28 protein-coding genes and 2 pseudogenes are annotated in these 25,599 nt (G+C 63.5%); 16 read left to right on the top strand and 14 right to left on the bottom strand.

Annotated elements, in window-relative coordinates:
- Nucleotides 1-812: 812 nt before the first annotated feature.
- A complete protein-coding gene (locus AC1DGI_RS17750) occupies nucleotides 813-1,691 on the top strand; it encodes an NAD(P)-dependent oxidoreductase (protein ID WP_476899769.1) in 879 nt (292 codons plus the stop codon).
- A 553-nt stretch (nucleotides 1,692-2,244) separates the two neighbouring features.
- Here the strand turns inward: AC1DGI_RS17750 and AC1DGI_RS17745 are convergent.
- Nucleotides 2,245-3,219 (bottom strand): FUSC family protein, encoded by a 975-nt coding sequence (locus AC1DGI_RS17745; RefSeq protein WP_476899768.1) that lies wholly within the window; start codon nucleotides 3,217-3,219, stop codon nucleotides 2,245-2,247.
- Between the two features lie 380 nt (nucleotides 3,220-3,599).
- Between AC1DGI_RS17745 and AC1DGI_RS17740 the strand changes: the two genes are divergently transcribed.
- The 7 genes from AC1DGI_RS17740 to AC1DGI_RS17710 all read left to right on the top strand — a co-directional run bounded on the left by AC1DGI_RS17740 (nucleotide 3,600) and on the right by AC1DGI_RS17710 (nucleotide 8,503).
- Nucleotides 3,600-4,130, top strand: coding sequence for a YbhB/YbcL family Raf kinase inhibitor-like protein (locus AC1DGI_RS17740; RefSeq protein ID WP_476899767.1), 531 nt, complete (start codon nucleotides 3,600-3,602; stop codon nucleotides 4,128-4,130).
- Nucleotides 4,131-5,087: 957 nt separating this feature from the next.
- On the top strand, nucleotides 5,088-5,411 hold the full coding sequence (locus AC1DGI_RS17735) for an aldose epimerase family protein (RefSeq protein ID WP_476899766.1): 324 nt from the start codon (nucleotides 5,088-5,090) through the stop codon (nucleotides 5,409-5,411).
- Complete coding sequence (locus AC1DGI_RS17730) at nucleotides 5,375-6,004, top strand: aldose epimerase family protein (protein ID WP_476899765.1); 630 nt, start codon at nucleotides 5,375-5,377, stop codon at nucleotides 6,002-6,004. Before AC1DGI_RS17735 ends, AC1DGI_RS17730 begins: the two co-directional genes overlap by 37 nt.
- A gap of 172 nt (nucleotides 6,005-6,176) precedes the next feature.
- A complete protein-coding gene (locus AC1DGI_RS17725; RefSeq protein WP_476899764.1) occupies nucleotides 6,177-6,692 on the top strand; it encodes a MarR family winged helix-turn-helix transcriptional regulator in 516 nt (171 codons plus the stop codon).
- A gap of 198 nt (nucleotides 6,693-6,890) precedes the next feature.
- Complete coding sequence (locus AC1DGI_RS17720) at nucleotides 6,891-7,112, top strand: hypothetical protein (RefSeq protein WP_476899763.1); 222 nt, start codon at nucleotides 6,891-6,893, stop codon at nucleotides 7,110-7,112.
- A gap of 150 nt (nucleotides 7,113-7,262) precedes the next feature.
- Entirely contained in the window at nucleotides 7,263-7,514 is a 252-nt protein-coding gene (locus AC1DGI_RS17715) for an alcohol dehydrogenase catalytic domain-containing protein (RefSeq protein ID WP_476899762.1), read from the top strand.
- A gap of 29 nt (nucleotides 7,515-7,543) precedes the next feature.
- Complete coding sequence (locus AC1DGI_RS17710; protein ID WP_476899761.1) at nucleotides 7,544-8,503, top strand: IS1595 family transposase; 960 nt, start codon at nucleotides 7,544-7,546, stop codon at nucleotides 8,501-8,503.
- A gap of 125 nt (nucleotides 8,504-8,628) precedes the next feature.
- Here AC1DGI_RS17710 and AC1DGI_RS17705 read toward each other — a convergent pair whose 3' ends face one another.
- Nucleotides 8,629-9,207 (bottom strand): VanZ family protein, encoded by a 579-nt coding sequence (locus tag AC1DGI_RS17705; RefSeq protein WP_476899760.1) that lies wholly within the window; start codon nucleotides 9,205-9,207, stop codon nucleotides 8,629-8,631.
- 217 nt (nucleotides 9,208-9,424) lie between these two features.
- Here AC1DGI_RS17705 and AC1DGI_RS17700 point away from each other — a divergent pair, with 217 nt between their 5' ends.
- From AC1DGI_RS17700 to AC1DGI_RS17690, 3 genes and pseudogenes are all read left to right on the top strand, one after another.
- Entirely contained in the window at nucleotides 9,425-10,123 is a 699-nt protein-coding gene (locus tag AC1DGI_RS17700) for an MDR/zinc-dependent alcohol dehydrogenase-like family protein (protein ID WP_476899759.1), read from the top strand.
- 1 nt (nucleotide 10,124) lies between these two features.
- A pseudogene (locus tag AC1DGI_RS17695) lies at nucleotides 10,125-10,274 on the top strand (trehalase-like domain-containing protein); the annotation flags it as partial.
- A 161-nt stretch (nucleotides 10,275-10,435) separates the two neighbouring features.
- Complete coding sequence (locus AC1DGI_RS17690) at nucleotides 10,436-10,693, top strand: hypothetical protein (protein ID WP_441402106.1); 258 nt, start codon at nucleotides 10,436-10,438, stop codon at nucleotides 10,691-10,693.
- A gap of 1,416 nt (nucleotides 10,694-12,109) precedes the next feature.
- Here AC1DGI_RS17690 and AC1DGI_RS17685 read toward each other — a convergent pair.
- Nucleotides 12,110-12,547 (bottom strand): DUF1003 domain-containing protein, encoded by a 438-nt coding sequence (locus AC1DGI_RS17685; RefSeq protein WP_441402107.1) that lies wholly within the window; start codon nucleotides 12,545-12,547, stop codon nucleotides 12,110-12,112.
- Between the two features lie 417 nt (nucleotides 12,548-12,964).
- Here AC1DGI_RS17685 and AC1DGI_RS17680 point away from each other — a divergent pair, with 417 nt between their 5' ends.
- A complete protein-coding gene (locus AC1DGI_RS17680; protein ID WP_476899770.1) occupies nucleotides 12,965-13,528 on the top strand; it encodes a dihydrofolate reductase family protein in 564 nt (187 codons plus the stop codon).
- Between the two features lie 472 nt (nucleotides 13,529-14,000).
- Here the strand turns inward: AC1DGI_RS17680 and AC1DGI_RS17675 are convergent, their stop codons facing one another.
- The 4 genes from AC1DGI_RS17675 to AC1DGI_RS17660 form a co-directional block, all read right to left on the bottom strand.
- Nucleotides 14,001-14,741 (bottom strand): hypothetical protein, encoded by a 741-nt coding sequence (locus AC1DGI_RS17675; RefSeq protein WP_476899758.1) that lies wholly within the window; start codon nucleotides 14,739-14,741, stop codon nucleotides 14,001-14,003.
- Between the two features lie 178 nt (nucleotides 14,742-14,919).
- Nucleotides 14,920-15,738, bottom strand: coding sequence for an alpha/beta fold hydrolase (locus AC1DGI_RS17670; RefSeq protein ID WP_476899757.1), 819 nt, complete (start codon nucleotides 15,736-15,738; stop codon nucleotides 14,920-14,922).
- Nucleotides 15,735-16,208, bottom strand: a complete 474-nt coding sequence (locus AC1DGI_RS17665; RefSeq protein ID WP_476899756.1) for an SRPBCC family protein — start codon at nucleotides 16,206-16,208, stop codon at nucleotides 15,735-15,737. Before AC1DGI_RS17665 ends, AC1DGI_RS17670 begins: the two co-directional genes overlap by 4 nt.
- A complete protein-coding gene (locus AC1DGI_RS17660) occupies nucleotides 16,201-16,554 on the bottom strand; it encodes an ArsR/SmtB family transcription factor (protein WP_476899755.1) in 354 nt (117 codons plus the stop codon). The genes AC1DGI_RS17665 and AC1DGI_RS17660 overlap by 8 nt, the downstream gene beginning before the upstream one ends.
- Nucleotides 16,555-17,067: 513 nt before the next feature.
- Here AC1DGI_RS17660 and AC1DGI_RS17655 point away from each other — a divergent pair.
- The 4 genes from AC1DGI_RS17655 to AC1DGI_RS17640 all read left to right on the top strand — a co-directional run bounded on the left by AC1DGI_RS17655 (nucleotide 17,068) and on the right by AC1DGI_RS17640 (nucleotide 21,201).
- Nucleotides 17,068-17,649, top strand: coding sequence for a lytic transglycosylase domain-containing protein (locus tag AC1DGI_RS17655; RefSeq protein ID WP_476899754.1), 582 nt, complete (start codon nucleotides 17,068-17,070; stop codon nucleotides 17,647-17,649).
- A 418-nt stretch (nucleotides 17,650-18,067) separates the two neighbouring features.
- On the top strand, nucleotides 18,068-19,675 hold the full coding sequence (locus AC1DGI_RS17650) for a DUF4082 domain-containing protein (RefSeq protein ID WP_476899753.1): 1,608 nt from the start codon (nucleotides 18,068-18,070) through the stop codon (nucleotides 19,673-19,675).
- Nucleotides 19,676-19,998: 323 nt separating this feature from the next.
- On the top strand, nucleotides 19,999-20,301 hold the full coding sequence (locus AC1DGI_RS17645) for a putative quinol monooxygenase (RefSeq protein WP_441403363.1): 303 nt from the start codon (nucleotides 19,999-20,001) through the stop codon (nucleotides 20,299-20,301).
- Between the two features lie 108 nt (nucleotides 20,302-20,409).
- The gene (locus tag AC1DGI_RS17640) at nucleotides 20,410-21,201 is read left to right on the top strand and encodes an AAC(3) family N-acetyltransferase (protein WP_476899752.1); all 792 of its coding nucleotides are present in this window, start codon (nucleotides 20,410-20,412) and stop codon (nucleotides 21,199-21,201) included.
- A 100-nt stretch (nucleotides 21,202-21,301) separates the two neighbouring features.
- Here AC1DGI_RS17640 and AC1DGI_RS17635 read toward each other — a convergent pair whose 3' ends face one another.
- The 7 genes and pseudogenes from AC1DGI_RS17635 to AC1DGI_RS17605 all read right to left on the bottom strand — a co-directional run.
- Complete coding sequence (locus AC1DGI_RS17635) at nucleotides 21,302-21,865, bottom strand: GNAT family N-acetyltransferase (protein WP_476899751.1); 564 nt, start codon at nucleotides 21,863-21,865, stop codon at nucleotides 21,302-21,304.
- Between the two features lie 156 nt (nucleotides 21,866-22,021).
- The gene (locus AC1DGI_RS17630; RefSeq protein WP_476899750.1) at nucleotides 22,022-22,789 is read right to left on the bottom strand and encodes an SCO1664 family protein; all 768 of its coding nucleotides are present in this window, start codon (nucleotides 22,787-22,789) and stop codon (nucleotides 22,022-22,024) included.
- Nucleotides 22,789-23,343: a DUF3090 domain-containing protein gene (locus AC1DGI_RS17625; protein WP_476899749.1), complete on the bottom strand. Its 555-nt coding sequence runs from the start codon at nucleotides 23,341-23,343 to the stop codon at nucleotides 22,789-22,791. Before AC1DGI_RS17625 ends, AC1DGI_RS17630 begins: the two co-directional genes overlap by 1 nt.
- Before the next feature lie 24 nt (nucleotides 23,344-23,367).
- Nucleotides 23,368-24,060: a histidine phosphatase family protein gene (locus AC1DGI_RS17620; protein WP_476899748.1), complete on the bottom strand. Its 693-nt coding sequence runs from the start codon at nucleotides 24,058-24,060 to the stop codon at nucleotides 23,368-23,370.
- The gene (locus AC1DGI_RS17615; protein ID WP_476899747.1) at nucleotides 24,048-24,389 is read right to left on the bottom strand and encodes a benzoate/H(+) symporter BenE family transporter; all 342 of its coding nucleotides are present in this window, start codon (nucleotides 24,387-24,389) and stop codon (nucleotides 24,048-24,050) included. Before AC1DGI_RS17615 ends, AC1DGI_RS17620 begins: the two co-directional genes overlap by 13 nt.
- Nucleotides 24,359-24,646 (bottom strand): ANTAR domain-containing protein, encoded by a 288-nt coding sequence (locus AC1DGI_RS17610; RefSeq protein WP_476899746.1) that lies wholly within the window; start codon nucleotides 24,644-24,646, stop codon nucleotides 24,359-24,361. The genes AC1DGI_RS17615 and AC1DGI_RS17610 overlap by 31 nt, the downstream gene beginning before the upstream one ends.
- A 587-nt stretch (nucleotides 24,647-25,233) precedes the next feature.
- Nucleotides 25,234-25,599: pseudogene (locus tag AC1DGI_RS17605) on the bottom strand (transglycosylase domain-containing protein); the annotation flags it as partial.

Below are 25,599 nucleotides of genomic sequence, written 5' to 3'. Positions count from 1 at the left end.
GGGCGGCCTCAGCCTCCGAATCTTCCTTCGGTTTCGCAGTGGTGTCCGCAGTCTTCACGGCATCCAGTGTCACCGGCATATCCAGCTCATTCCTGCCAAGCAGACCGCCTGGCGTGTCGAGCCGGATACACCGTTAATTCCACAGTCCCAACGTTGAAGGTGGGGCCACAAATAACCGTTACAAGCGCCCGGCGAGTCATGAAGTGGGGGCCAGATAACCGTCCTACCGGGGCCATCCAAACCTGTCACAGCCAGTCGGCAAGGAGCGAGGGCGCGAGCAGGTAGGGCCGGGCAAACCTTGTCAAGCCAGAGAGGTGCCGCGCCCCGTCAATCCGGGGTACTGCTGTTGGAGAGGCCCTAGGTAGGGAGAAGGGGTGTGGAAAGTGTCCACATATTCGGCTTTCGACTGGGCCTCGAGTGGCGGAGCGGGACGGACTACGCAGGCTTTCGGGGGAGCCTAGTGCTTGCGAGAGTTGGAGAGCGGTACGGGGCGCTCGGAAGCCGTACCGCCCGGATGCCCATAGAATTTGGACATTGCAGGAACCCGGCGTAGATCCGGCAGGCGTTTAGGGACGCGCTGACGGAGAAATTGCATCACAAGCCGGAGGATTATTTTCCGAAGTCCTGGCCGGGTTTCGGAGGCCAGCACCTGCAGGTCCTGGACGGCCAGACGCAGCGCCAGCTCGGCCTCGAGGTCGTTGCCGAGGGGAGCCGAACTCGAAGGTCGACTTCCGGCATTGCGTCGCAGGCTCGGTGAAGAGTTCGGAAACCGCGACGGACGTTAGCAGCTGCACAACGATCGAGAGGACGACATGATGAACGCGAAGCGCAACGTGGCAGTGCTGGGAGCCGGCATTATGGGGGCTGCAATGGCCCGCAACCTTCTGCGGGCCGGACACGAGGTCCACGTGTGGAACCGGGACCAGGCCAAGACCGGCCCACTTGCCGACGCCGGAGCGCAGGTGGCCTTGTCCCCGGCCGAAGCCGTCGCTGGCGCCGACGTGATACTGACGATGCTCTACGATGCCGCCGCCGTGACCGAAGTAATCCGGCAGGCCACCCCTGGAATCCGGCAGGGCGCAGCTTGGGTGCAGTCCACGACTGTCGGCGTGAACGATGTCGCGGCCCTTGCAGCTCTGGCCGATGAGGTTGGTCTCGGCTTCGTCGAAGCGCCCGTTTCGGGCACCCGTGAGCCCGCTGAAGCCGGCCAACTCCTTGTGATCGCTGCCGGACCCAAAGTTGTGCGCGAGCGGGTGGCACCGGTTCTGGACGCAATCGGCGCACGCACAGTCTGGACTAGTGAAAATCCGGCCGCGGGTTCGGCAACCCGGCTTAAGCTCGTTACGAATAGCTGGGTCCTCGCTGCCTCGAATGCCGCCGGCGAGATCCTGGCCCTCTCCGAGGCCCTCGAGGTGGATCCCCAGCAGTTCTTTGACCTGATCGAAGGCGGCGGCCTAGATCTGCCGTTTCTGCGAATCAAGGCCGGCCTCATCCTCGATGATCGGCTGGAACCGGCGTCGTTCGCGGTCGACACCTCCCTAAAAGACGCCCACCTCATCCTCGACGCCGCCAACGAATACGGCCTTCGGCTCGACGGGGTCGAGGCATCGGCCGCGCGGCTCGAACGGGTTGCCTCTCAAGGACGCTCCAAGCAGGACATGGCGGCCGCTTACTACGCCAGTAACCAGTAGGACTAAATTCGCAGGCCGATTGTCTGCCGCAACGGCCCGGCGTCCTCGGATTTGCGGCCTATGGAGTCGCGTGCGGCTGCAGCATTCTTGCGTGGTGGGGGAGGGACCATGTGAACGGCTCAGTCGTCGGAACGAACTCCATGGCTAGCCTCTCCGCCCGGCCCGGCGGCCGATCGACCTGGTGAACGGCCGGGGCGTCGGGTCATAGCCCGGTGGGAACCTGAAGGTCCACCTTCGGTTGGCGGAATAGAGCTCATGAGGAACCCAGGCTGTCAGCAGGATTGCCGCCGCCAAGAATGCCGCAAGGACCGGTTCGGAGTCCGATCCCCAGGAGCCGCCCTTGGAGATCGCGTGGAGCGGGGCACCAGGACGCTTGGCCCAGGCTCCCGTAAGGGACCTTCGACAGGGCAGGCCGAGGGCGCCGTCGATGCCCAGCACTGCGTTCTGGCGTTTCATCGGTGCGCGAGCTGAAGCCAGGAAGCGCCGATGGCGGCCTTGACGGACCCGGTCACCAAATGACGGCCAGACACGCCACCTTCCTCTAGCTCTTTGCCTACGCGTCCGCACTGCGCGCCACGATGGGCGTGGCCACGCTCACGGAGGGCTCGCGGACGAGGATGGCGACTGCAATGCCGACGGAGGCGCCGATGAGCGTTTCGATTCCCCGGTCCATGACCAGTACGTGCCTACTGATCGGGTAGGCCAGTTGGCTCATGAGGAGGATGGCAGGAGTGAAGAACATCATGGCAAGCCCGTAGTGGCGCATCATGAAAAGCTCCGTGGGAAAGAGCAGGACCATGAGGAGCACCGTCAGCGTGGTCCGGTCGAAACCGGGCAGCAGGATCAGGGCGGTGAGGAGGATACCGGCCAGCGTCCCAATCACACGGTGGATGCCGCGGAGGATACGGCTCTTCCTGTTCGTTGCTGCGAGGGGCACCGCGGCCCCGGCCATGGTCCAGTTGGCGTGTCCGGCGCCGCCGAGAACGCCGAGCATGCCGGCGGTGGCTACGGCAATGAGATAGCGGACAGCGTGCACGCGCACTGCCCGCGCATCCGCGGCTCCTCCTGGCGGTGCCTGAGCGGGGTGCCAACTCCGGTTCCGGGCCCATCCCGCGATCCCGACCACCATGGAGAACGCCGCGGAGGCAACGCAAATGCTGACCGCGAGCCAGAACGGAATCGTTGTCGGCACCGACGCGCAGGCGCCGAGCGCAAAGATTGCGTAGAAGGGCCCGGCTGGTCTGAGACGCATCCTGTCCGCAGCCAGGGATGCAGCCACGGCGAACAGCGACTCGACAATGACGAGAAGCCAGGACTGGGCCCGGAACAAGGAAAGCAGGACGCCGACGGCTAGGCCCGAGGTGAGAAGAAGGGCAGCGCGGCCCTGGTGCACCAGCCGGGCACGGTAGCCGTCTCTGCGTCCGTACATGGCGGTGAACCCGCCGAAGACTGCGTAGATGCTCAAGTCCGGGCGGCCAAGGGCGAGCAGAACCAGGAGCGGGATGCTGACGCTGAGTCCGACGCGCAAGGCAGGCAGATGGTCACCCTGTGCGGGTTCTATACGGACTAGTTCCTTCGCATGTTTCAGGACCCTGTGCACCTTCCGATATTAGCGCTGGTCCGGCACGGCCTTCCCCGGTAGCAGGTGCGTGAACGACTCAGTCAGCAATCAAGCAAACCTTCCTCTGTCCGTAGTCCACGGCGGTCTGCGGTTGGTGGTGGGGGCGACTTCGTTGACCCGCTGCCGATTTCCAGCAGGCTTCTCCGCCATGCCAGGGGTTTCACCGGATATGACGTGGGCCAGGACTGCTTTCTCCCCGGGCCCGGATAGAAGTATTCTGGGCGAAAGGACGGTTTGCCCAAATGTTCTGCTGACCGACCTTTCTGCTAAAGAGGAGAAATTGATCGATGGCATATTCCCGTGACCCGTACGAAGAACTTCCCCGGCTTCCGGAGTTTAAGGTGACAAGCACTGACTTCGGGGACGGCCAGACGCTCGCTCCGGCGCAGCGCAGCGGAAAGATGGGAATAGAGGGGGGCCAGGACCAGTCACCGCAGCTTTCGTGGTCTGGCTTTCCTCCTGAGACAAAGAGCTTTGCGCTCACCGTGCTGGACCCGGACGCCCCAACCGGAAGCGGTTTCTGGCACTGGGCTGTCTGTAACCTGCCGGCGACCACCACCTCTTTGCCCTCCGGCGCGGCGGACCAAGGACTGCCCGAAGGCGCGTTGCAACTGCACAACGACGCCGGCTTCGCTGGCTTTGTTGGCGCCGCACCGCCGCCTGGCCACGGTGTCCACCACTACCATGTGGTGGTTCACGCGCTGGACGTGGATAAGCTCGACATCACTGCCCAAGCCAGCCCTGCTCTTTTGGGATTTAACCTTTTTTCGCACGCCATCGGCCGTGCACGGCTGGTCGGCTTGTTCGGGCGGTCCTGAAGTCGGGGTGTGCGCAAGTTACAGCGCGGACGGAGGGACCGTCAGCCCCCCAGAGTGGCTGACGTCCGCCGATTACCACGGGATGCCGTGGCAACTGCTAAAAGGAGGACCGCGCCGTTCGTTCAGCTTTGGCGATGAAGTTCGGCGCCGTCCTTGGCCGTCAGTCAGGTTGGTGCGTAGCTTTGGGCGCTTCTTGGGTTGATCAACAGCGTCCGGTGTTAGTTTCAGGAGTCGTCGGCTCGGAATGCCAGAAGTCCTCTGCACCTCAGAGGTGCCGGTCAGCGTTGTCCCGCCCGCGTAGTGGCCCCACGGTTTGCTGGCCGAAGCAAACCGTGCCAACGCCTCGCCTCAACCGAGCTGCTTCATCAAAAAGAGGAGAATCCCAGCCCGAATCATTGACGAGTCGGTCCCATCAGCTGCCATGGCCTACACGGCGCATACTGGTCCCATGGACGCAAACCTGAACTCAGGTTGGCTGCCCGTTCTCGTCTTGGTCCCGTGCCTAAGCCTCTGGGTATATAGCCTGATCGATTTCAGCAGGACCGATGAGCGGGACATGCGCACATTCCCCAGAGACATTTGGCTCGTCGTCCTGGTCTTGGGAAGCGTTGCCGGCGGTATCGCGTGGCTCCTGGGCGGCCGTCCTCAGCCGCCCAACTCCCACAGGGTGTCTTGAAGAGGGTGTTCCGAGCCAGCGACCCAACCTGACGAGTACTCACCCCCGCTACGGCCAACGTTTCCGTCATTTCTTGAGTATCTGGAGGCGCCAGCCGCCCATGATGCGGTGGGCGATGACGTGGCTGGGCCCTCCTTGACCAGAGTCCAAGTGACCGCGCTGCTCAGGCACTTGCCGCCGTCGGCGTCTCGCCGGCAGAACCGCAGAAGCCGTTCTGGATCCATTTCGAGCACTTCACCTGCGGTTGCGGACCCGGTGCACCGCGGCGCAGACTGGCACGCATGAGTCTTCCTCCTTCTGGGCGTCAGATCGAAATCAGCCACGGCCGACAGAGCGCGACGATCGTGGAGACCGGCGGTGGCGTCCGAAAGTACACGGACTCAGGCAGGGATGTGCTGCAACCGTACGGCCGGGACGCCATGTGCGACGGAGCCCATGGCACACCCCTGATCCCTTGGCCAAACCGCTTGGCAGATGGGCGGTACCGCTTCGATGAAACTGACTATCAGGTTGCTCTGACGGAACCGACAAAGCACAATGCGATCCACGGATTTCTATGCTGGCGTCCGTGGAGCGTCTCGAACACGATGCCGATCGTGCGGTGATGGGTACCCGGCTATTTCCGTTGGAGGGATACCCGTTTCAGCTCCAGGTGCGAGTGGAATACAGGCTCGACGCTGGAGGCCTCACTGTCGCGACCACTGCGACCAACATCGGCGAGAACGCCTTGCCTTACGGATGCGGCCAGCATCCTTACTTGGCGACGGGCGGTGATGAAACGATCGACGGCTGCACCCTGCAGATGAATGCCGGAACGCGCATAACGACTGATGCTGAACGCCAATTGCCCACGGGCCGGGAATCTGTCGGCGGTACAGTGTTCGACTTCCGAGAGCCCAGAAGGATCGGGGACTTGGCCATCGACCACGCCTTCACCGACTTGGTCCGCGACGCCGAGGGCAGGGCTTGGGTGCGTCTGACCGGACATGACGGCCGGACGTCCGAGTTGTGGGTGGATCAGGGGTACGCGCTGGTCGAGTTGTACACCGCTGACACCCTCGTTGAATCCCGGCGCCGGAAAGGACTCGGGACCGAACCGATGACGTGCCCGCCGAACGCATTCGCGACAGGCGAAGGAGTGATCCGGCTCGAACCCGGTGAGTCGACGGCCGCGGCCTGGGGTGTCCGGCTGCTTTGATCCTTTCCCGGAAGGGGTCTGGACTGGGCGTCGTCGGCGGCGCCCCGCGGACCCAGCCTCGGAAACAGAAGCCTGCCGGCCGCTCGCCCAAACCAGAGAGCCAGCCCTGAGGAAGGTGTTGCAACTCTGCAAATATTGCCTCCGCGCAATAGATCGATGGATACTCGTGGGCATGACTGATTCAGAAGCTGCCAAGCAATCCGCAGAAGGAGCGGCCCCCACGGTCGACGGTGGCCAGGTGGATGCTGTAGTCCGGGCAGCCAACGTCTTCCTCCGGGTGGCCGCCCGCTCGGTGGCAGAAGTGGAAGACGTGGTGACGACCCCACAGTTACGGGTGCTGGTGCTGATCGCGAACGGCGGACCACAGAACCTTGGGGCCGTGGCCGTTGAACTGGGCGTCCATCCATCCAACGCCACGAGAACGTGTGAGCGCCTGGTGCAGGCTGGGTTGATTGAACGCGGGGAGGATCCCCAGGATCGGCGTTTGTCCAAGCTGGTCCTTTCCGTCAAGGGCCGCGAGTTGGTGGAGCAGGTGATGTCGCACCGCCGCGAAGCTGTGGTGGTCGTGATGGAACGTCTGCCTGCGGCGATGCGGGCCTCCCTTGCCGGTGCCATGGAAGCATTCGCGCTAGCCTCGGGAGAAACCGGAACGGACGACGGGCGCTTCGCACTGACGCTCGATAGCTGAGCCAGTACCCTCCGGACCCGGCTCGATGCCCCCGCGCGGAAGCTTGGACAGGGCCGCAGCGGAGTGTGGACTTTTTTGGGCGTTAGGCAGTGATCGAAACCCCCGACTCTTTTCTTTGCGCTTACGCAATGGTAGCGTCTATGCAAATACTTCGTGTTGGCATACGGCCGCACGTCCCGTCCTGTGGAGGATCAAACCATGGAACAAGGGTCTACAACGATCTACCAGTGGCTCTGCTGGGCAATCCCCACCGCCAGCGCGGGCGCCGCTCTGATCCGGGTTGGGGTTGCTTCCAGTGCGGGTCCCGACATCGTGCGGCAGAACAGCGGTCTCATCGGCATGCTTTGGATCCTATGCGCGACTTCCGCCCTGACCGGTTTCATCCTTGCTGTTACCGCCGTCCGTGCCGGCAGCAGCTGAACAATTGCCGGCGCCGAACGTTCGTCCGGCCCAGCCCATCCCCACTGTCAGGTGGATGCGGCGGTCTTGCCGCAAAACGAATCACTTCCGGGAATTAGTTTGCCGGAAGGTGCCATTGGTCATTCAGTCCGCCGGGCGGCCTTTTATTGTGTGGAGGAAATCGTGAGAGCTTTAACCGTTGTTCCGGGAGACAAAGATTCGTTCCGGCTGAGGGACATAGCCGAGCCTGAACCGGCGGAGGGACAGGTCCTGGTCGAGGCTCTGTCGGTTGGGCTCTGCGGCACCGATCTGGAGATCAACGCCGGGGAGTACGGAGAGGCGCCGCCTGGAGCGTCTTTTCTTGTGCTGGGCCACGAGAACCTGGGACGGGTCCTCGAGGCTCCAGACGATTCCGGATATTAGGTATCTGCCTAGCTGAAGTAGGCTGAGGTATGGCCGATTTGTCGCCGCCGATGCCTCGTGCCGGGGTGGACTATCCCAAGACGTCCGGGCAGTTTCGGGACTGGTTCGGCACGGAAGAGGCCTGCTTCGGGTACCTCGCGGGGCTGCGATGGCCGGCCGGTTTCGTCTGCTCCCGGAGCGGCGGGCGCGACTACTGGCGCACGGGCGCCGGGCTGTGGATGTGCCGGGGATGCTCGCGTCGGACGTCGGTGACGGCCGGGACGATCTTCGAACGCACCCGCACTCCGCTGCGCACGCGGTTCGCGGCCGTCTGGTTCGTGACCGCGCAGAAGAACGGCGTGTCCGCGCTCGGCCTGCAGCGGGTCCTGGGGCTGAATTCCTATGAGACGGCGTGGGCCTGGATGCACAAGCTCCGCCGGGCCATGGTCCGGCCCGAGCGCGAGATGCTCTCCGGGCTGGTCGAGGTCGACGAGAGCTTCATCGGCGGGGTCCATCGCGGTATGCCCGGCGTCGGCCCGGACAAGATCTCGATCCTGGTCGCCGCTGAGCACTTGGACCACAACCGGATCGGACGCGTCCGCCTCGAACCCGGGCCCATCGACCGCAGGCTAGCGCTAGTGAAATTCGGCCAGCGCGTCGTCGCCCCCGGCTCCACTATCCGCACCGACGGGGCGAGGCAACTGAGGCGCTTCGCCGACCTCGTCTTCCAGCACGAGTACATCACACAGCTCGGCTCGGACGTCCCGGCGCACGTGAACATGCCGGCCGTCCATATGGCCGCCTCCCAGCTCAAGCGCTGGATCAACGGCACCCTTCATCAGGGCATCTCGAGGGAGCAACTGGCCTACTACCTCGACGAGTTCACCTTCCGCTTCAACCGACGCACCGCAAAGAGCCGCGGACTGCTGTTCTACCGGCTCCTCCAGCAGGCCACGAACACCGACCCCGCGCCCCTGAAGGACCTCGTCATCCCCCACGACAGCGACTGAGAGGACGCTCCAACCGGCGGGGGCGCTTCATTGACGTGCCGTCTTCGCATGGTTCAACGACAGCTTTAGCAACACACCCTGATCTCGGGCCGCTCTGCTGTGAGGCCGAGGGTTGTGGGTCGTGTTCACATGTGTAGTCGGATGATGAAGAAGAAGTACAACCAGACGGGCATCGAAAGCAGTGACAACACGGCCATCGCGGTCCGTACTCGGGATCGCTCGCGCAGGATCGCGGAGAGCAGCCAGAATGCGAGCATTCCGATGAGTCCTCCGATGCAGTTCAGGATCACGTCGTCGATGTCCGATGCTCCAACCGCGAACACGCCCTGGATGATCTCTACGGCGCCGCTGACCGAGGCGACTGTGAGCATGGTCAGCCATGCGGCCGCCCGATGTCGGAGCCACGATGCGGAGACTCCGAGCGGGATGAAGATCAGGATGTTCCCGACGACGTTGGCGAACGCAACTCTCTCGGTCCCGGGAGAGTGGCTGAACGCATATTCCGCGATACTTGCGAACGGGATGAGATTGATCGATCTCTCCGAACCCGGTGCACGAGAGAAGAGAAGCAGCTTCAGCAGGAAGGCCGCGTAGAGGGCGAAGACGGCGAAGATGGCCACGGTCTCCGCTTTCGCCCATTTGGTGGCGAGTCGCCAGCTCGGCCCGTCATCTGTGACCGCGGCGGGTTTCGGTTGTACACCCATCCGCAGGACGGTACAGAGGGAACCTGTTGCGCTCCTGTGAGACCTGGATTCAACAACCGCCCCCGAGGAGCGGAACGGCCGACCATGCGCGGCCGCGGAACGACTTCATCTAAGCAGATACCTAATTTCCGGATTCAGCGCAGGCGATCTCGTGGTGTGCATCGTCCGGCGGCCTGACCCGGTGCCCTGTCCCGCCTGTGCCGTGGGCCAGTGGGACATGTGCCGTAATGGCCGGTACACAGAGCACGGCATCAAGGGGCTGCACGGGTTTGCCCGCGATCGCTACCGCACCGACCCCGGTGCGCTGGTCCGACTCAACCCGTCCCTCGCGACCGCCGGAGTCTTGTTGGAGCCAACGACAATCGTGGCCAAGGCGTGGCAACACATCGACGCGATCGGCTCCCGGGCCTTTTTCCAACCGAGGAGGGCGGTCGTCACGGGAGCCGGCCCGGTAGGCCTGCTTGCCGCGCTCCTGGGTGTACAGCGAGGTCTCGACGTTCACGTCTTTGACCGGGTAACCGGGGGACCGAAGCCGGATCTGGTCCGCAGTCTCGGAGCCACTTATCACTCCGAGGGCCTCACCGCCTCGGGCGTGAAGGCCGACGTGATGGAAACGATCACCTGCCGGGCCCTGGAATCGGTCACCTGCCTGACCGGAGTGTCCTCGACCGGCCGAAGTGCACCAGTGGACGTCGGTGCGGTCAACCGGGCCCTGGTGCTTGGTAACGAGTCTGTCTTCGGCAGCGTTAATGCCAACCGCAGTCATTACGAGGCTGCTGTGGCAGCCCTCGAGAAGGCAGACAACGGATGGCTGCAGCGCCTGATCACCCGGCGGGTGCCGTTGGCCGATTTTCAGGACGCCTTCCGCCGGCAGGACACAGATGTGAAAGTCGTCCTCGAAGTTAAGGCCCTCTGAGGTGGCCAGAATTGAGGATTACGCCCTCGTCGGTGACCTGCACACCGCTGCACTTGTCGGCTCGGATGGCTCCATCGACTGGCTTTGCCTGCCGCACTTTGACTCGCCCGCCTGCTTTGCTGCTCTTCTGGACACTCCTGACGCAGGGCGGCATCCCTCACCGCCCACCAGACCCGCGACTAAGAACCCCTGGCCGCGTAACCGAAAACAACGATGAAACTGTCCCAGAAACTTGACGTGCGCAGACGTCGCTGCCGGAAATTTCCACGGGTCTGGCCTCGGTAGGCCAAGGTGATTACAAACTGGCGGTCAGTGACATCTCGGTGGAAATGCCTTCCTTCCAGTTCTGTTCCTTCTGGCCGTCCTCATTTCCGGCAAAACGGTCCTGCCGCAGGCCAGGCCACCGACATCTATCTCACGGCGCTGGCGATCCTGCTCACCGTCGTGTACCTGCTCGGGCTGCTCTTTCGGCCAAAACGACGGATAGCGAGGATGGGAACCGACTCCCTCATGGTGCTGGTGCTTTATGGGCTCGGCATCGCCGGACTCTTCGTCGTCGCCAGCGCGTGAAGGCACCTGAACCCCCACCGACCTTGCGATCGCCGATCCTGGGTGGCAGGCGCCGGGCGCCCGGACACCCCAACAAGCTGCTGAGGCGGCACTGGATCCACCATTCCACGGGGACGCCGATCGAGCGGTTCCAGTCTTGGTAGGGGTAGGCGGAGGAACGACTTCGGACGGACCCAATAGGAGTGCTGAAAGAACGTCTGGATGAAGGTCTGGCATCCGAGGTTCGTGTTCACGTTGTGTTGGCCGGGATGTCGGTTGGTCATGCAGGTTGGTGTTCGCTTCTCCACGAGATGTTCGTAAAGGCGGAACGCGCCGGCATGACGGTCGTCGATTTCCAATAAGAAGGCTGCCCCGTTTCGGGTGCCGGTTCGGGGCCGGCCCGGTTTCGGAGGCCTACTCTTCGCATCGAAGCGAAACCCCGGCCAAAACACAACTGCTCGACGGACTGTCGTTTGAGCAGCCTGATTGGGGCGCCGAAGTGGGCAAAAGGAGGGTGTGCACAATGGTCATACTCTGGGAACCCGATCGGGTTGTATGCGGGCCGGACCGGGCCGGATTGGAGATCTTTTTCGGGGGAGTGGCGGATTTTGAAGGGCTGGAGCCCGGTTCGAGTCCCACCTCGGGCACGCAAGCACCCTCGTCAGGGGTTCTATTCATGGCGCAGGATGGTGCTGAGGACCCGAGTTTCAGGTGGGTCCGTTCGTTGCCGGTCGTGGTCTTCCGGGTTCTTGCGGCCCCGGTTCTGGCGGGGGCAGTTTCCGGACGCCGGTGCAAAGGTTGCGCGGCCCGTCGCTCACGTTTCCGTCCGTGCGTTGCCACTTGCCCTGCTCTAGGCGCTTCCGTGCCTGGGAATCGCCTGCGGGGCGGGCCCGGTCTAACCGAGTAGGCAAGCAAGTGTTACTGGAGGGTATGAACGCTACCAATGAGGTAATTGTTACTCGTGTGACTGGTGAGCAAATGCTTTAGCGTGGTTTCAATGGAGCCGTACCGGTGCAGGGACGATTCCGCGTGATGACGACAGACGGATCCGCACACGACTGAAGCACCTTTTGCTGTGCTGCAAGGGAGTGATCGCTATGCCGAAGTTCGCGGCCGGTTCGCCGGCAACCCGAATCAGGTACGGGTGGCTGCATACGTTGTTCATCCGATCTGTCTGGTGGGCTCGCACGTCTGCCGTACCGTTCCGATTTGGTGCCGTGGCAGTCGGGGACGACCCGTTCAACGGGCGGAGACAGGGTGTGGTGGCGGTCAGAAATGGCAGGTCAGTGGGGCTGCACACTCCGGACGGCATCTACTTCTATGACTATCGGCAGATCACCGGGCCTGACTAGGCTGGCTTCTGCCCGCTTCGGCAGGTCCTGCCGCGTTCCGAAGCAGGCGCTGGAGGATTACCCAGGAGAACCACAGTGACGCAGGTCAGACGCCTGCAGGATCGACGGCACCATAGCGTTCAATGGTCGCCAGTTCCTTCAGCTCCTGCAGAATCTGCAGCTGCTGGCTGTTGATGGCCATCAGCAGCTCAATCTCTTCCTTCGCTTTCACGTTGGTGTCGTAGTCATGCTGGGCCATGGCGGCGGCGATGGCGTCTTGCCGTTTGGCCGCGATCAGCAGGATGGCGCCTTGCAGTCCGGCCAGCATCGAGAGCAGGAGGTTCAACAGGATGTAAGGATACGGATCCCAGGAATTGGTGGCCAGCGCCCAGGTGTTGATGGCGGCCCAGATGAGCATGAAACCGATGAAGCCGCCGACGAAGGGCCAGCTCCCCATCCCGTTTCGCATGATGTCGGCGGCGCGCTGGCCTCGAGTGAGGGTGGCTTTATGCCCCTCGTGCCAGGTCTTTTGATGGTCGGTCATGACTCAGGGTAGCCGGGGAGCGCAGAAGGCCGGCCTGCCCTTGCTGCGAGCGAGCGGCATACCCGTAGATGCTAAGCTTACTTAGTTTCTCTCTCTGTCAAGCAGAGTGCGGCGAGGGCAAACTTGAAAAGTCCCCGTCGGCCGTTGTGGCTGGCGGGGGTTTCCTACACTTCGCCTCTCCAAGGTAGTGGCGATCACGACAGGGAAGCGGTGGCGTGCTGCCGTTAGGCGTTGCTGCCGGAGTGCCACGGTGCCGCTGGATATGAGCGAATCAGGCTCCCTCTTCGTGCGTTGTGTAACGCGGGCCACAATCTGCTTGGCGTGGTGGTAAACCGGCTCTCGGTGTGGCCTTGACCGATGACTTTTCGTACCGTGCTGGTCTGTACAACGAATACCGACTCACGGGAGACTGACGCCATGCGCAAACTGACCTTTGGCATGAACGTGAGCCTGGACGGTTATATCGCCGCGCCCGGCGACGACCTCGGCTGGAGCGTACCGAGCGACGAGCTGTTCCAATGGTGGTCCGACCGGGTGGGGGCGACGGGGCTGGCGCTGTACGGGCGCAGACTGTGGGAGACGATGAGCTCCCACTGGCCGACCGCTGACCAGCAGCCTGGCGCCACACCGGCGCAGATCGAGTTCGCCTGTCGCTGGCGGGACATGCCAAAGGTGGTGTTCTCCTCGACGGCCAGGACGGTTGATTGGAACACGCGCCTGGTCACCGGCGACGCGGTTACCGAGATCACCCGGCTCAAGGCCGACGACGGCGCCTCCATGGACATCGGCGGTGCTACGTTCGCCGCGGCGGCCATGCGGGCCGGGCTGATCGACGAGTACGCGATTGTCACCCATCCGGTGCTGGTGGGCGGCGGCACGCCGTTCTTCACAGCCCTGGACAACTGGGTGAACCTGAGCCTGGTGGAGACCCGGACGTTTCCCGGCGGCGTGGTCCTTACCAGGTACGAGAACCGGCGCTGAGGGCCCGACGTCGAATCAGCGCGCGTGCTCGCGCCATCTAAGGAGGTCCTGCCGCTGTGTTCTGTGGCGATCGTGACGTTCCTGCCAGATTTTGTTTTTCACCCCTGACGATCCGTCCGATATGGGATCTGCCACCCCGATACGATTTCTGCACGCATCCCGCTGATCTAGCGGACTAACAACGCGAAGCCGAGCATGACGATGGCGAGTCCCTGCTTCAGGTCAACCAGGGCGGGGACCGCGTAGTCGGAGTCGGCTGTCATGACCCATTGGACGCGGGCGTCGCCGAAATCAGCACTATGGGCTGGGTGGCAGTCGAATGTAAGTATTGACGAATTCAGGTCGTCCCTGCCCTCGAGAATTGGTCTCTTCTCCTCATGCGTGGTGGACTGCCATCCTCACCGGTTCCGGACATGCAAAAGCCGGGCAACCACAAGGGCTGCCCGGCTTGTGGGGATAGCAGGGGCTCCGCTTATGCGGCTGGGGCGGCCGCAGCGGCCTTCTTTCCGAGGGCCTGGGCTGCCTTCTGGATCTGGGCACCGTAGCCGCCGTTCAGCGCGGTGTCCTTGATCTTGTTGGCCTGGGTGTCCAGGTCGGCCGGTGCTGCCGCCTTGAGGGTCTTCAGGTCAGCCTGCAGGTTGGCCGGGAGCTTCGCGAGAACCTTCGGGTGGCTGATGAGCTGGTCGGCGACCTTCTGGAGTCCGGCGCCCGGGTTGGCTGAGCTGAACGCGGTCCGGAGTTCCTGGCGCAGGCCCGCGGTCTCCGTCGTGGTCTTGGCCAGGTTTTCGGCAGCCTTCTGGATCTCGGCACCGTATCCGCCGGACAGGGCCGTGGTCTTGATCTTGTAGGCGTCTTTCACCCGGTCAGCCGAGGGGGCGTCCTTGAGTGTCTTCACGTCCGCCTGCAGGGCGGAGGGGAGCTTGGCGAGCACTTGCGGGTGGTTCACCAGGGCTGTCGCCGCCTTTGCGGCACGGTCGCCTGCTGCCTGCGGGCTGTCGGCTTTGAGCTGCAGGAAGGCGCCGATGCCGCGCAGCCCGGTGTGGGCTCCGGCTTTGGTTCCGGCCGACGGGGCGGCTGTCGACGTCGCCGAGGGGGCCGGGGTCGAGGGGGATGCTGAGGCGGCATTGACGCCCACGGCGGCCATGGCGCCGGCGGCGAGGATCGCTGCTGCTCCCACGCCCAGACGGGTCTTCAATGAGGGGGTTGTCGGCATTGCTACCTGTTTCCTTCCGCTTTCGAATCGTTGCGAGCCGGGGTATTTTTCCGACCTCCAACGACTGTACGAGTCGAGGCTGGGCGCCAACTGAAAGCAGTCTTCCGGTTCGCTCAAACGGGTTCTGCTGCGAAGCAGGCATCAAACAGCCGCGAGATTGGTGAGGTTCGGCGGCTGGTCAGCCGGTGAAGAAGCCGCGGAGTTCTGCCGCGATGGCCGCGTCTGAGACTTGGTGGGTTTGGCCCGCGAGGGTGTGATGCATGGCTCGGGGGATGGCGGCGGCTGTTGTTAATTGGGCTGTGGCCATGGCGGGGGCGGCTTTCCCGCCGACCATGACAAGGGTCGGGACAGTAATTTTGGCGAGTCGGTCGGTGGGTGCGGTGAAGTTGTTGAGAACGGCGATCTCGTAGGGGAGGGTGTTGGCGGCATCTTTTTGGCTCTTCCAGACCTTGGGCATAAGGCGGAGCATGACGGGCACAAAGGCGGGCACGCCGATCATTTTGACCAGGAAGTAGGTGACCATCGCGCCGCGTTTGTTTTGGGCGAGCAGCGTATTCAGGTGGCCGGCGTGGTCGACGGGTGTTCCTTCGGCGTTTCCGACTCCGGTGTAGGGGGCCTCGTAGGTCGCGAGTTTGCGGAGAGGGACACCGGCGGCGGCGGCCTCGAGGGCAAGGGCGGCGCCGGAGGAGATGCCGTAGACAAAGGCGTTTCCGCCCGCATGGCTGATCACGGCGGCGAGGTCTTCGATCTCACGTTCCACGGAGTAGGACCCCGTATCATCACTGTCTCCACGGCCTCGGCGGTCGTAGAAGTACACAGTGAAGGAATCGGCCAGTTTTATGGCCAGTGGCCGGGCGGGGCCAAAAGACCGGCCGCAGAAGGCCCCGTCCACCAGAACGACGGCGGGGCCGATGCCGATCTGTTCGACGCAGAGGCGGGTCCCGTCCGCGGAGGTTATCTGGGTGACCTGCGTTGGCGGGGAGGAGGTGGTTTTCATGCTGTGGGCCTTTCGAGAAGGGTGTCGAGTTTGGCGAAAGACAGGACCCAGCCGGTGCGGGTCATGTCCCGGAGCTGGTCCGTGAACGGGCCCTGGTGGAGCGTCATGCGGGTCCGTTCGCCGTGATCGTGAAACTGAAGCCGCAGCACGACGTCGTCCACGAGGCCGGCCGCGGTCAATGCGGTCAGCTGGATGTCAAGAAATTCCGGGGCTAGGAAGGCCACGATGCGGCCCTGGATGGGGTGACTGGCCCCGGTGGCGCTGTCGACCATGGTCAACTCCCACCGGCCCTGCTCCACGAGGTCTACCGTGACACTGTCGACCGGTACGTCAACTCCTTCGGGCCCGAACCAGGAGGCGAGGAGTTGGGGTTCGGTCCAGAATCTCCACACCACGTCCCGGGGCGCGGCGAAGGAGCGAGAGATGAAGACATCATGTTCTGTGATCTCCTGCTGGCGGCCCTCAGACATCGCGTCCCTGGCCCATGTGCGTGCTGTCGCGCTGAAACGCGGCCAGCACGCCGTCGAGCCTGTCGAAGGACTCACCCCAAAACTTCTTATACCGCTCCATGTACTCGCTCGCTTCCTTGAACCGCTCGGGTTCCAGATGACTGAGCCGGGCAGTCGCCACCCGGTTCCTGGAAATCAAACCGGCATTCTCCAGTACCTTCAAGTGCTTGGAAATTGCCGGTTGGCTGATCTTGAACGGCGCCGCGAGATCGGAAACTTGCGCATCGCCTTCCGCGAGCCGCTGCAGAATGGCCCGTCGCGTCGGATCGGCCAACGCTCCAAACACTGCACTCAATTCATCAGCCATCAAGACCATAACCTAACTGTTTTATAACCATCTGGTTTTAGAATAGATCCGGTTGAACAGGGCGTCAAGCCTCCAAGCCAGGGCATCCTCCCACCGCGCGGAATCAACGTTCGCTCTGGGTTCGGGACTGAGCCGACTGTCGGTCGGATCGGGCCGGACTCCGTATGGTTCGGCTGGAGTCCAGTGTCCGCAAGGGCTGGAATACAGTGCGAGTCAACCCCTCGAGAAGATGACGCTGGACTCGGGACGCGACGTGCCTTGGAGAGATGTGACATGTGCCTGGTACTTCACCTCCGCTCGTTTCGTCGACCGGTGACGGAGCCCGGATGGTTTGATTAGTCCGTGCTCCGTCTAAAACGCCTTCTGGTTTTCAGCCTCTTCGCGATTGGCCTTACCATCGGCTTCTCGTTCTGGGTGACCCGGCCGCCCGGCGCAGAGGCCCTCGGTGCCGTTGCGGCACCTCCGCGAGCGGAGGCGAAACTTGAAGTGTTGTCCTCCGGGATGACCACTGCCGTGAACGTAACCCGGAGCCCGGACGCCCAATGGCTCGTTCGGGTTGCCGCGCAGACCGGGATCCCCGCCCGTGCGCTGCAGGCCTACGTTGTTGCGGCCGCCACGGCCAACGATTCCACTCCCGGGTGCGGGATCGGCTGGAACACCGTTGCGGCCGTCGGTTTCGTCGAATCCGCACACGGAACTTACGGCGGCGGCAGCATCAACGCCGCAGGGCAGGCGAGCAGCCCGATTGTGGGCCCGAGCCTCAACGGCGCCGGGTTCGCCGCCATCGCTGACACGGACGCGGGTGCCCTGGACGGCGACGCCCGCTGGGACCACGCCGTCGGACCCATGCAGTTCATTCCTTCCACCTGGCGGCTTGTGGGGCGGGACGGGAACGGGGACGGAACAGCGGACCCCTTCAATATCGACGACGCCGCCCTCAGCGCGGCCACCTATCTCTGCGCCCACGGCCGTGACCTCTCATCCCCGAAGGGGTGGACCGACGCTATCTACGCCTACAACCAGTCCGATCCCTACATTCGCCAGGTGCGGGCCCAGGCCACCGCATACGCCGCCCAGGCTGGGGCCGCCCAATGAGTCCGCGGGCTGCAGCTCCGGGGCCCGCTGAAGCTCGGCGAAGTCCGCAACTCAACGGCCCGGCCACCGGCACGTCCATGCCGCTCCCTTCGGGCATGAGGCTCGGCACGCAGGCAAGCCCACCAGCAGCGGTTAAGTCAGGCACAGGCGCGGTGCTGCAAACGTAACTGTCCAACTCCAAACGGGCGTTTGACGCGACATTCCCGTTCACCTCCGGCAAGTCCGGCGGGCAAGTGGTCACCTACGAGGTAACCTTCCCAGCAGGCAAGGCCACCACGGCCTCCGCCAAATCGGAGGCTGTCATCGTCCTTGACTTCCTTGCTGCTGTTCGGCGGCTTTGGGTCCAAGGGTGTATCAGACACGCTGACGATCACCTTGGACCCATACGCTGCTCGGCGCTTAGCAGCGAGAGGAAGTCATGCACGCACACGCAAGGGCGTTGTCCACGAAACGGCTTACAGCGCTCATTGCTGCGGTCCTGCTGGGCTTGGCGGCACTGGTCGGGATCGGGACGGTTCACCCTCAGCCCGCGAGCGCCGCGACGGCCTACCACGGCATTTTCTCGGATCCCGGCTGGGCCGGCCCAAACAAGGGCGATTCCGGCGCGCAGGTGGAACTTGGGCTTCGGTTCAAAACAGACGCACCCGGGACGATTGGCGGAATCGCGTTCTATAAAGCGGTTGGTGCAACTGACAATTCCCATATTGCCCACCTTTGGGACACTGCCTCCGGCTATAGTGTCCGTGATTTGGTCATCACCGATCAGTCTGCGTCCGGGTGGCAGTTCGGCTATTTTTCGACGCCGTTCGTTGCAACGCCGGGCCATGACTACACGGTTAGCTATGGCGCGGGCGACGGCCACTTTGCATTCGACGCCAGCTATTTCCAGATGGGCCGGAACATTTCGAACAACCTCTTGGAAACGGTCACGCGCACCACGACCGAAGCGACCGGCGTTTATATGTACGAGGCTGCCGGGTTGAACGGAACGATTCCCCGGGGTGACGGATCGGGCGCAAACTACTTCGTAGACGCCCTGTTCGCACCGGCACCCGCCGAGACGCCGGCGCCGACACCAACGGCAACGGCCACCTCTACGCCGGCGCCGACCGCGACGCCCACGCCGACCGCGACTCCGACTCCGACTCCGACGCCGACCGCGACTCTCACGCCGACGCCAACGCCATCGCAGACGCCGACCGTCGCGCCGACGCCTGCTCCCCCCGCGCCGACACCCATTCCCTCGCCGGTTCCCCCGGCACAGAGTTCCTATCCGCTCCATACCAACATCGTGTCCACGAGTTTCTGGGTGGGCGAGATTTTCAATGCCAACCTGGCGGACGGCTCGCAGGTGTGCTCCACGTACGACAGTCAGTGGGCCATGCACTGGGGCGGCAAGAACACTGGCACCACGCCCGCCTGGGCATCCGGTTGTGCAGGTTCGGTGTACGGCTCATGTGACGGCACGGGGTCTGGTTCGGGCACGTCATTCAAGTGCGCTACCGAAGCACGGACAGCGGCGAACGGCTTTGAACCGTCCGCGGGAACGCCCAAGGAAAATGCCTTCTACCTGGATCTTCCCTATGACGACGTGAACAACGCCACCGCCTTTGCGGAACGTTGCTCAGTCATCACCTGGGCGGCGGCCGACAACGCAGCTACCGGCAAGAACAACTGCGCGAACTCGAACTACTCGTACATGAAGAATCGCTGGGTGGCGATCACCGGTCCGAACGGGCACACCTGCTACGGCCAGATCGAAGACGCTGGGCCTTCCTCGGGAAGCCTCTACCACGACAAGGGCTACGTGTTCGGTCAGAACAACGCCCGGCCCGTCAATAAACAGTTCTCAGGTGACTCCACCCAGGGCGCAGGCATGGACGTCTCGCCCGCGCTGAACGGGTGCCTGGGTTTCGCTGACTTGGACGGCGACAGCGACCATGTCGCCTGGAGCTGGATCGACCGGTCGAACGTACCCGCCGGCCCCTGGCTGGACGTGGTGACCACTTCGCAGGTGACGCAGTAAAAGGGCGGGATAGTCCACCTTGATTGCCCCCGCCTGCGTCGCCGGCGTCTCGGTTGCGCTGACCACCGGTACTGCACCCTCGACCACCGTGGAGCTGAACCAGCCACCATGAAGTCGTGAGCGCGTAATGCCAAAGGACAGGAGCGCCACCATCACGCCAGCCAATGTCTGACGTCGCCTCATAATCCCGTGTCAGATCCGAAGAGCCCCCTTGCGCAAGAACGAACGTCATGCCACAGTGCGCCCATGAATGAAGCCCGCTTCCGGTTCGTGCGTCTCGCCATTCGGATCCGAACGTCGCATTGTCCTACTACGGTGGTGCTATGACCTTTGCGAATGTGGGGACGCTCGGCGTCGTCTCAGGTAAGCGGGACGAGTTGGTGCGCCATCTGACTCGACGGAGCGAGACCCTCCGGCAGCTCGGCTGCCTTGCTTACGAGGTTGGCGTGAACGAGGACGATCCTGACACCGTCTTTGTAGTGGAACTGTGGGAGAGCGAGGAGGCGCATCAGTCTTCCCTCGCGTTGCCGGAAGTGCAGGCCTCGATCTCGGCCGCACGCCCACTACTGTCCGGTACTTTCGGAGGATTCCGATTCGAGGTCGCCGGGTCGCCGCTTCGCGACTGACACGAGCCGATCGTGGCGGCATCCGAGGAAAAAAGACCCCAGTCGCCGCTCGTCTAGACTTCCAGAAGGCACCGGGTCGGCTGATTGAAGAACGCGTAGAGGGGATCCTTGGACTTCGATGATTTGGCGTGCGGATGGGAGCGTCTCGGCCTGTCCGCTGGCATGACGGTGATTGTTCATTCGTCACTGTCGAGTCTTGGAACCGTGACGGGCGGCGCCGGCACCGTCGTGGCCTCGCTGCTTGAGGCCGTCGGGTCCGGCGGTACGGTGGCCATGCCGGCGTTTACGCCTCAGATTGCAGATCCGTCTCCTGGTACCGTCGGTGTGCCAGATACCGCCACGCGCGGGCGCCGGGACGTGGTGCCGCTGTTCCATCCGGATATGCCCTCGGAAATGGGTGCAATAGCCGAGGCATTTCGCAAGCTTCCGGGAAGCGTTAGGAGCGCCCATCCCCAGGTGTCCGTATCCGCCCACGGACGCCACGCGGATCGTATCGTGGCGCCGCATCCGTTGGGATTCGCAGTGGGCCGAGACTCGCCGTTTGGCCGGTTGCATGACCTCGGGGCGCACATCTTGCTCGTTGGCGTTGGGCATAACCGAAACACCTTCCTGCACCACGCCGAGACGTTGTCTTTTGCACGTCGGTTGAAGATTCGGCGGTTCCCTAAGATCGTCGATGGCGAGCGGGTATGGGTCGAATCGCTCGATGTTGCGGACGATAACGGCCGGTTGTTCCCGAGCATCGGGGACGAATTCGAACGGAGGAGCGGAACCCGGATCATCAGGATGGGCCAAGCAGCCTGCCGGCTCATACCGGTGCCTCCGTTCGTGCACTTCGCAACGGGCCGGTTCGACGAGCTCCTCACGCAGGCACCCTCAACCAATGCGCGTCAGCGGTGACTGGCCGTCGCACTTGAACACGTCTCGTTGCCATCTATCCACTTGGCTGCGTGCGAAAGCGTCCGGCCTCGGGTCCAACGAGCGTTCGGAGCGGCGTCTGTCATTGAGCGATAACAGGCCGCGTACTAATCCATTCGGCACGAAGTATTGAAAATACCTCCTTGTCGTAACGCTTCCCGTCGTAGACCCAGCTACTGCGAAGAACGCCGTCCGAATGCATCCCCAGTCGCTGCGCGACAGCAACACTGCGGTCATTGTCGGTGCGGCACCGCCATTCAACGCGAGACATCCCCCGCTCTACGAAGGCCCACTCCATCAGCAGTTCGACTGACCGGGTGATGAGGCCGCCTCCGACAGCCTCGGGTTCGAGCCAGCAGCCGACCTCGCAAATGCCCCAGACGGGATCAAACGTCACAAACATGACGCCTCCAACGATCTTCCCTCCATCCCAGAGACCATAGATGCGCGCTCCATCATTCGCGGTAGCTGTGGCGTAACGCTGAAGGGTAGCGCGGGCGCCGTCGACTGTGTCGGTGACAAAGGCCGGTCCGACCCACGGCCGGATATGGTCTCTTGCCCTGCTCATATGCTCGGCAAACTCCCGGGCCTGCCACGTCTCAAGAGGCTTCAAGACGACTCCGTCTCGCACGACTGTTTCAAACATAGTTACTCCGGAGGGTCTGCCCAGCGTTTGGTTGCCACTGGGGGCGGGTCGAATTGTCTCGGACACGAGGGGCGGCCAGCAACCGCTGCCCCGCAGCGACCTACGATCCGTGCCATTAACCTGCCACAGCTTGCGAAGCCGTAGCCGTGACTCCTTTTAGAATAGCGGCCAGGGCACCGCCGGCATCTCACCGCTCGGGGCCGGAAACCGCCCTGCCGAGCGTAACCGGGCGCAGCGCGCGGCAAGCGAGGCGATTTCTTCGGCGCTGAGCAAGTCCGCCAAGTTTCGGCCAAGCCCACGCTGCATTCCTTCGCTGACACGCTCGATGCCGTCGCGTTCCTCGGCGGTTAGAGCGTCTCCCAGCCAACCCCACAGCACTGTGCGTAGCTTGTGGTCACGGTGAAAGGTGAGGCCATGGTCCACACCGTGCCGGTGTCCGTCAGGCATGGCAAGAATGTGGTCCCCTTTTCGATCGGCGTTGTTGACGATGACGTCGAACACCGCCATGCGTCTGAGCGCTGGCGAGTCTTCGTGAACGAGGGCAACCATCTGCCCGTTCGCATCTCGTCCCTCGAGAACGTGTTTCCAGCCGACCTCTGGGGCGCCCTCTGACGCAACGAGGTCCACCGCGGTCTGGTCGGGATCTGCCTCCTGCCACAGCTGCACCATCCCTGCGCCGAACGGACCATCACGCAGCCACGTGCGTGGAACCACGTTCCAGCCGAGGACTTCCGAAACCAGGTAGGCGGCGACCTCCCGGTGGGCAAGGAAGCCGTCGGGAAAATCCCACAGCGATTTCTCACCGGCTATTGGCTTATAGACAACCGTCGTGTCGCCGATGCGGCCCAGGAAGGTGGCGTTCGACGCCGTCGTAATGCGCCCGGTAAGCGTCAGCTCGGCCGTCAACAGGTCCGGCGCTGGCATCAGACCCCGGGAAGGGTACAGATGTGCCCGTCGGCGTCTACGGGGTAACCACAGAGCGGGCACGCCGGACGCCCGGCGCCCACGATCTCGCGGGTGCGCTTGGCGAACGCTCGGGCGGTGCCGACCGGCATTCGTACCAGCAGCATCTCGGGCACTTCAGCGCCGTCCTCATCGAGCGGGCTGCCGTTGTCATCGGCGTCGGCGCCGGTGATGGGGTAGGCCTCAATTACGACCTGGGCCGTGGTTGGGTCCCAACCTAAGCTCATGGCGCCGGTGCGAAACTGCTCCTGAACGGCCTCGAGCTGGTCATTGTCAACAAGTTCAATGGGAGTACTCGTGGGAACGCTGAAGGGGTTGCCCTCGACGGTGATGAGCTGGTCGAGAATTTCGTCGATCTTCTCCGCGAGCAGAGCCGACTGCTGCTTTTCGAGGGCAATACTTACCATCTGCGTCCCTGCGCGGACCTGCAGGTAGAACGTGCGCGCCCCCGGAAGACCAATGGTGCCAACAACGACCCGATCAGGCCAGGCAAACTCGTGAACACGTGTAGGCATGTAAGTATTTTAGGCACAAGCGGTTCATGGCGCCTTTTGCCCTGCACCGCCGCCCACCGGCGCATCGCCCGAGGGGATGCCGTTTGACAGCCACGACAGATTACCCGCGTCCGTGTTGGTCGCGTAGACGCTCGGCCGACTGGCGCCGTAGCGCACGATCGATACCGAGGCGGGGCCCACGTTTAGACGCTGGAAAAGGTCTAGGTGCATGCCGAGCGCGTCGGCGAGGATTGATTTGATGATGTCACCGTGGCTCACCGCCACCCACACCGCCCCTGGCCCGAACTCGGCTTCGAAGGCTGCATCGTGGCGTCGAATCGCTGCCACCGACCGGGCCTGCATCGCGGCCATGGATTCACCGCCGGGAAAGACGACGGCGGACGGTTGCAACTGCACAACCGGCCACAAATCCTCGGTCGCGAGATCACTGAGCGTGCGGCCCTGCCACTGGCCGTAATCGCACTCGGTGAGATCGGGATCGATCGGCGCGTACGGTGCGCCAGCCTGGCGATCGAGGATGAGCTGGGCGGTCTGCTGACAACGCTCAAGTGGGCTCGACACCACCCCCACTACGGGCACGGCCGCGAGCCGGTCTCCGGTCAGAGCCGCCTGGTCACGCCCGAGCTGGTCCAGGCTGACGCCGACGGCCCGACCGGCGAGCAGTCCAGTGGCATTGGCTGTGGTGCGGCCGTGCCGCACGAGAATTACTGTCGCCATCCTGCCAGCCTAACCACCCGCTCGACGGCGGGGCGAAACGTACCGGGTAGCGCGTCGAACAGGCGATAATGCACTGGCGGACCCTTCCCTTCAAGCACGCTGACGCGCTCAAAGCCGCCAGGCGGAGTCGGCACGCATTGACCGGCCTTGGCGTGGTCGGCGCGTTCAAGAATCCGTGACACCGCGTAGCCGAAGACCAGTCCCCAGAATGCCGGGTGGATGTTGAAGAGACTTATGCCTGACATGGTCACGACGAATGTCACCAGGGACCCCAGCGAGAACGTCGTGGCAAAGGCGGTCACAAAGGCCTGCTGGAGCGCGCGCAGCATGGCAATACCCCCCCCAGGGCAAGGATGAATTCCGTTGGGGTGGCGAGCATGAGCCGAGTGAGGGCGGGCCTGCTCCAGTGGCTGGCACGTGGGGACGCCGGACACATTGAGACGGACGGCCCGGTGCCGGCACTGCCATCCTGGTGAGCGTGCCGGCGCCAGGGACTAGGGCGCGTCGGGAACGCCTCTTCCATGTCTACTGTCGCGGTGCCGGCAATGACTCCCTTGGCTTGTTCAATGAGGATCCTGCTGTTCAAGGCGCGTTGCTATTGTTCGGTGACCAACTCCGGCTCACGTTAGACGCGTTCCTGCAGGATGCTGATCATTGCGACGTCCGCAGGGCCTGGCCGACGGCGGAGTCCCCCCGACTCAGCGCGCCGGGTTGTTCTTCGAAGAGGCCCTTGGCTCCACTTATCCTGCCGTGAACCCGCGTTGGGACGGCGTGTACTGAACGGAAACCCTGGAAGAGCGCGCCCGCTTGGAATTCGGGCCACTTCCCGTTCCGGGAGCGGATGTCGTGCCGCCCCGGAGTTGGAGTATCTCAACGAGCTGGCTTTGTTTGCTGGCGGAGGCCACGACCTGCAGTTCGCCGCGCGGATCGGCAAGGAGCAGGCCTGCTGCTGCCGCGTCCAGCAAATCGACGGACACTTCAACCAAGAACGCTCCGGCTCATCCCGGGCCGCTGGCTGGCGCCACCTTCGGCACGGCGCAATGCAGTCATCCTGCGGCGCGATAGTCATCACTGTGGCGCGCGCAGGACGGGACTCCCTCCACGCCCGGCACCAACAGCCGTGAAGGGCCAGCCCGACAGTCCCTCATCCTATGCCGGGACTGTTGGCATGGATTATCGGCGTTTCGCGGCCGGCGGACTGCCGATGAGGTTTTGCGGTGGGGCGTCGAAGTCGCCGTGGTCGTAGAGGCCGACGACGTGTTGCATGTATTGCGCCCATTGCGGGCCTGCGATGTATGCGCCGTCGACGACGGGGTAGAACTTACCGTTGACCGTGACGTTGCGCCCAAGCCGGGACGGGCCGCCATTGAAGGGGTCTCCGAAGAAGGATGCCGTTGCCAGGCCCTTCGTGTAGCCGATGACCCAGGTTTGGTTGTTGTATTGGTTGGTGCCGGTTTTTGCGGCGTCCGGGACGCCAAGTTTTTGTGGGATGAGCAGGCCGGAGCCCTTCGTGAGGACGTCTTGGAGGACGTTGGTGGT

This window comes from Arthrobacter sp. 05N428_2 (assembly GCF_056397065.1).
This window is presented reverse-complemented; position numbering and strand designations above follow the sequence as displayed.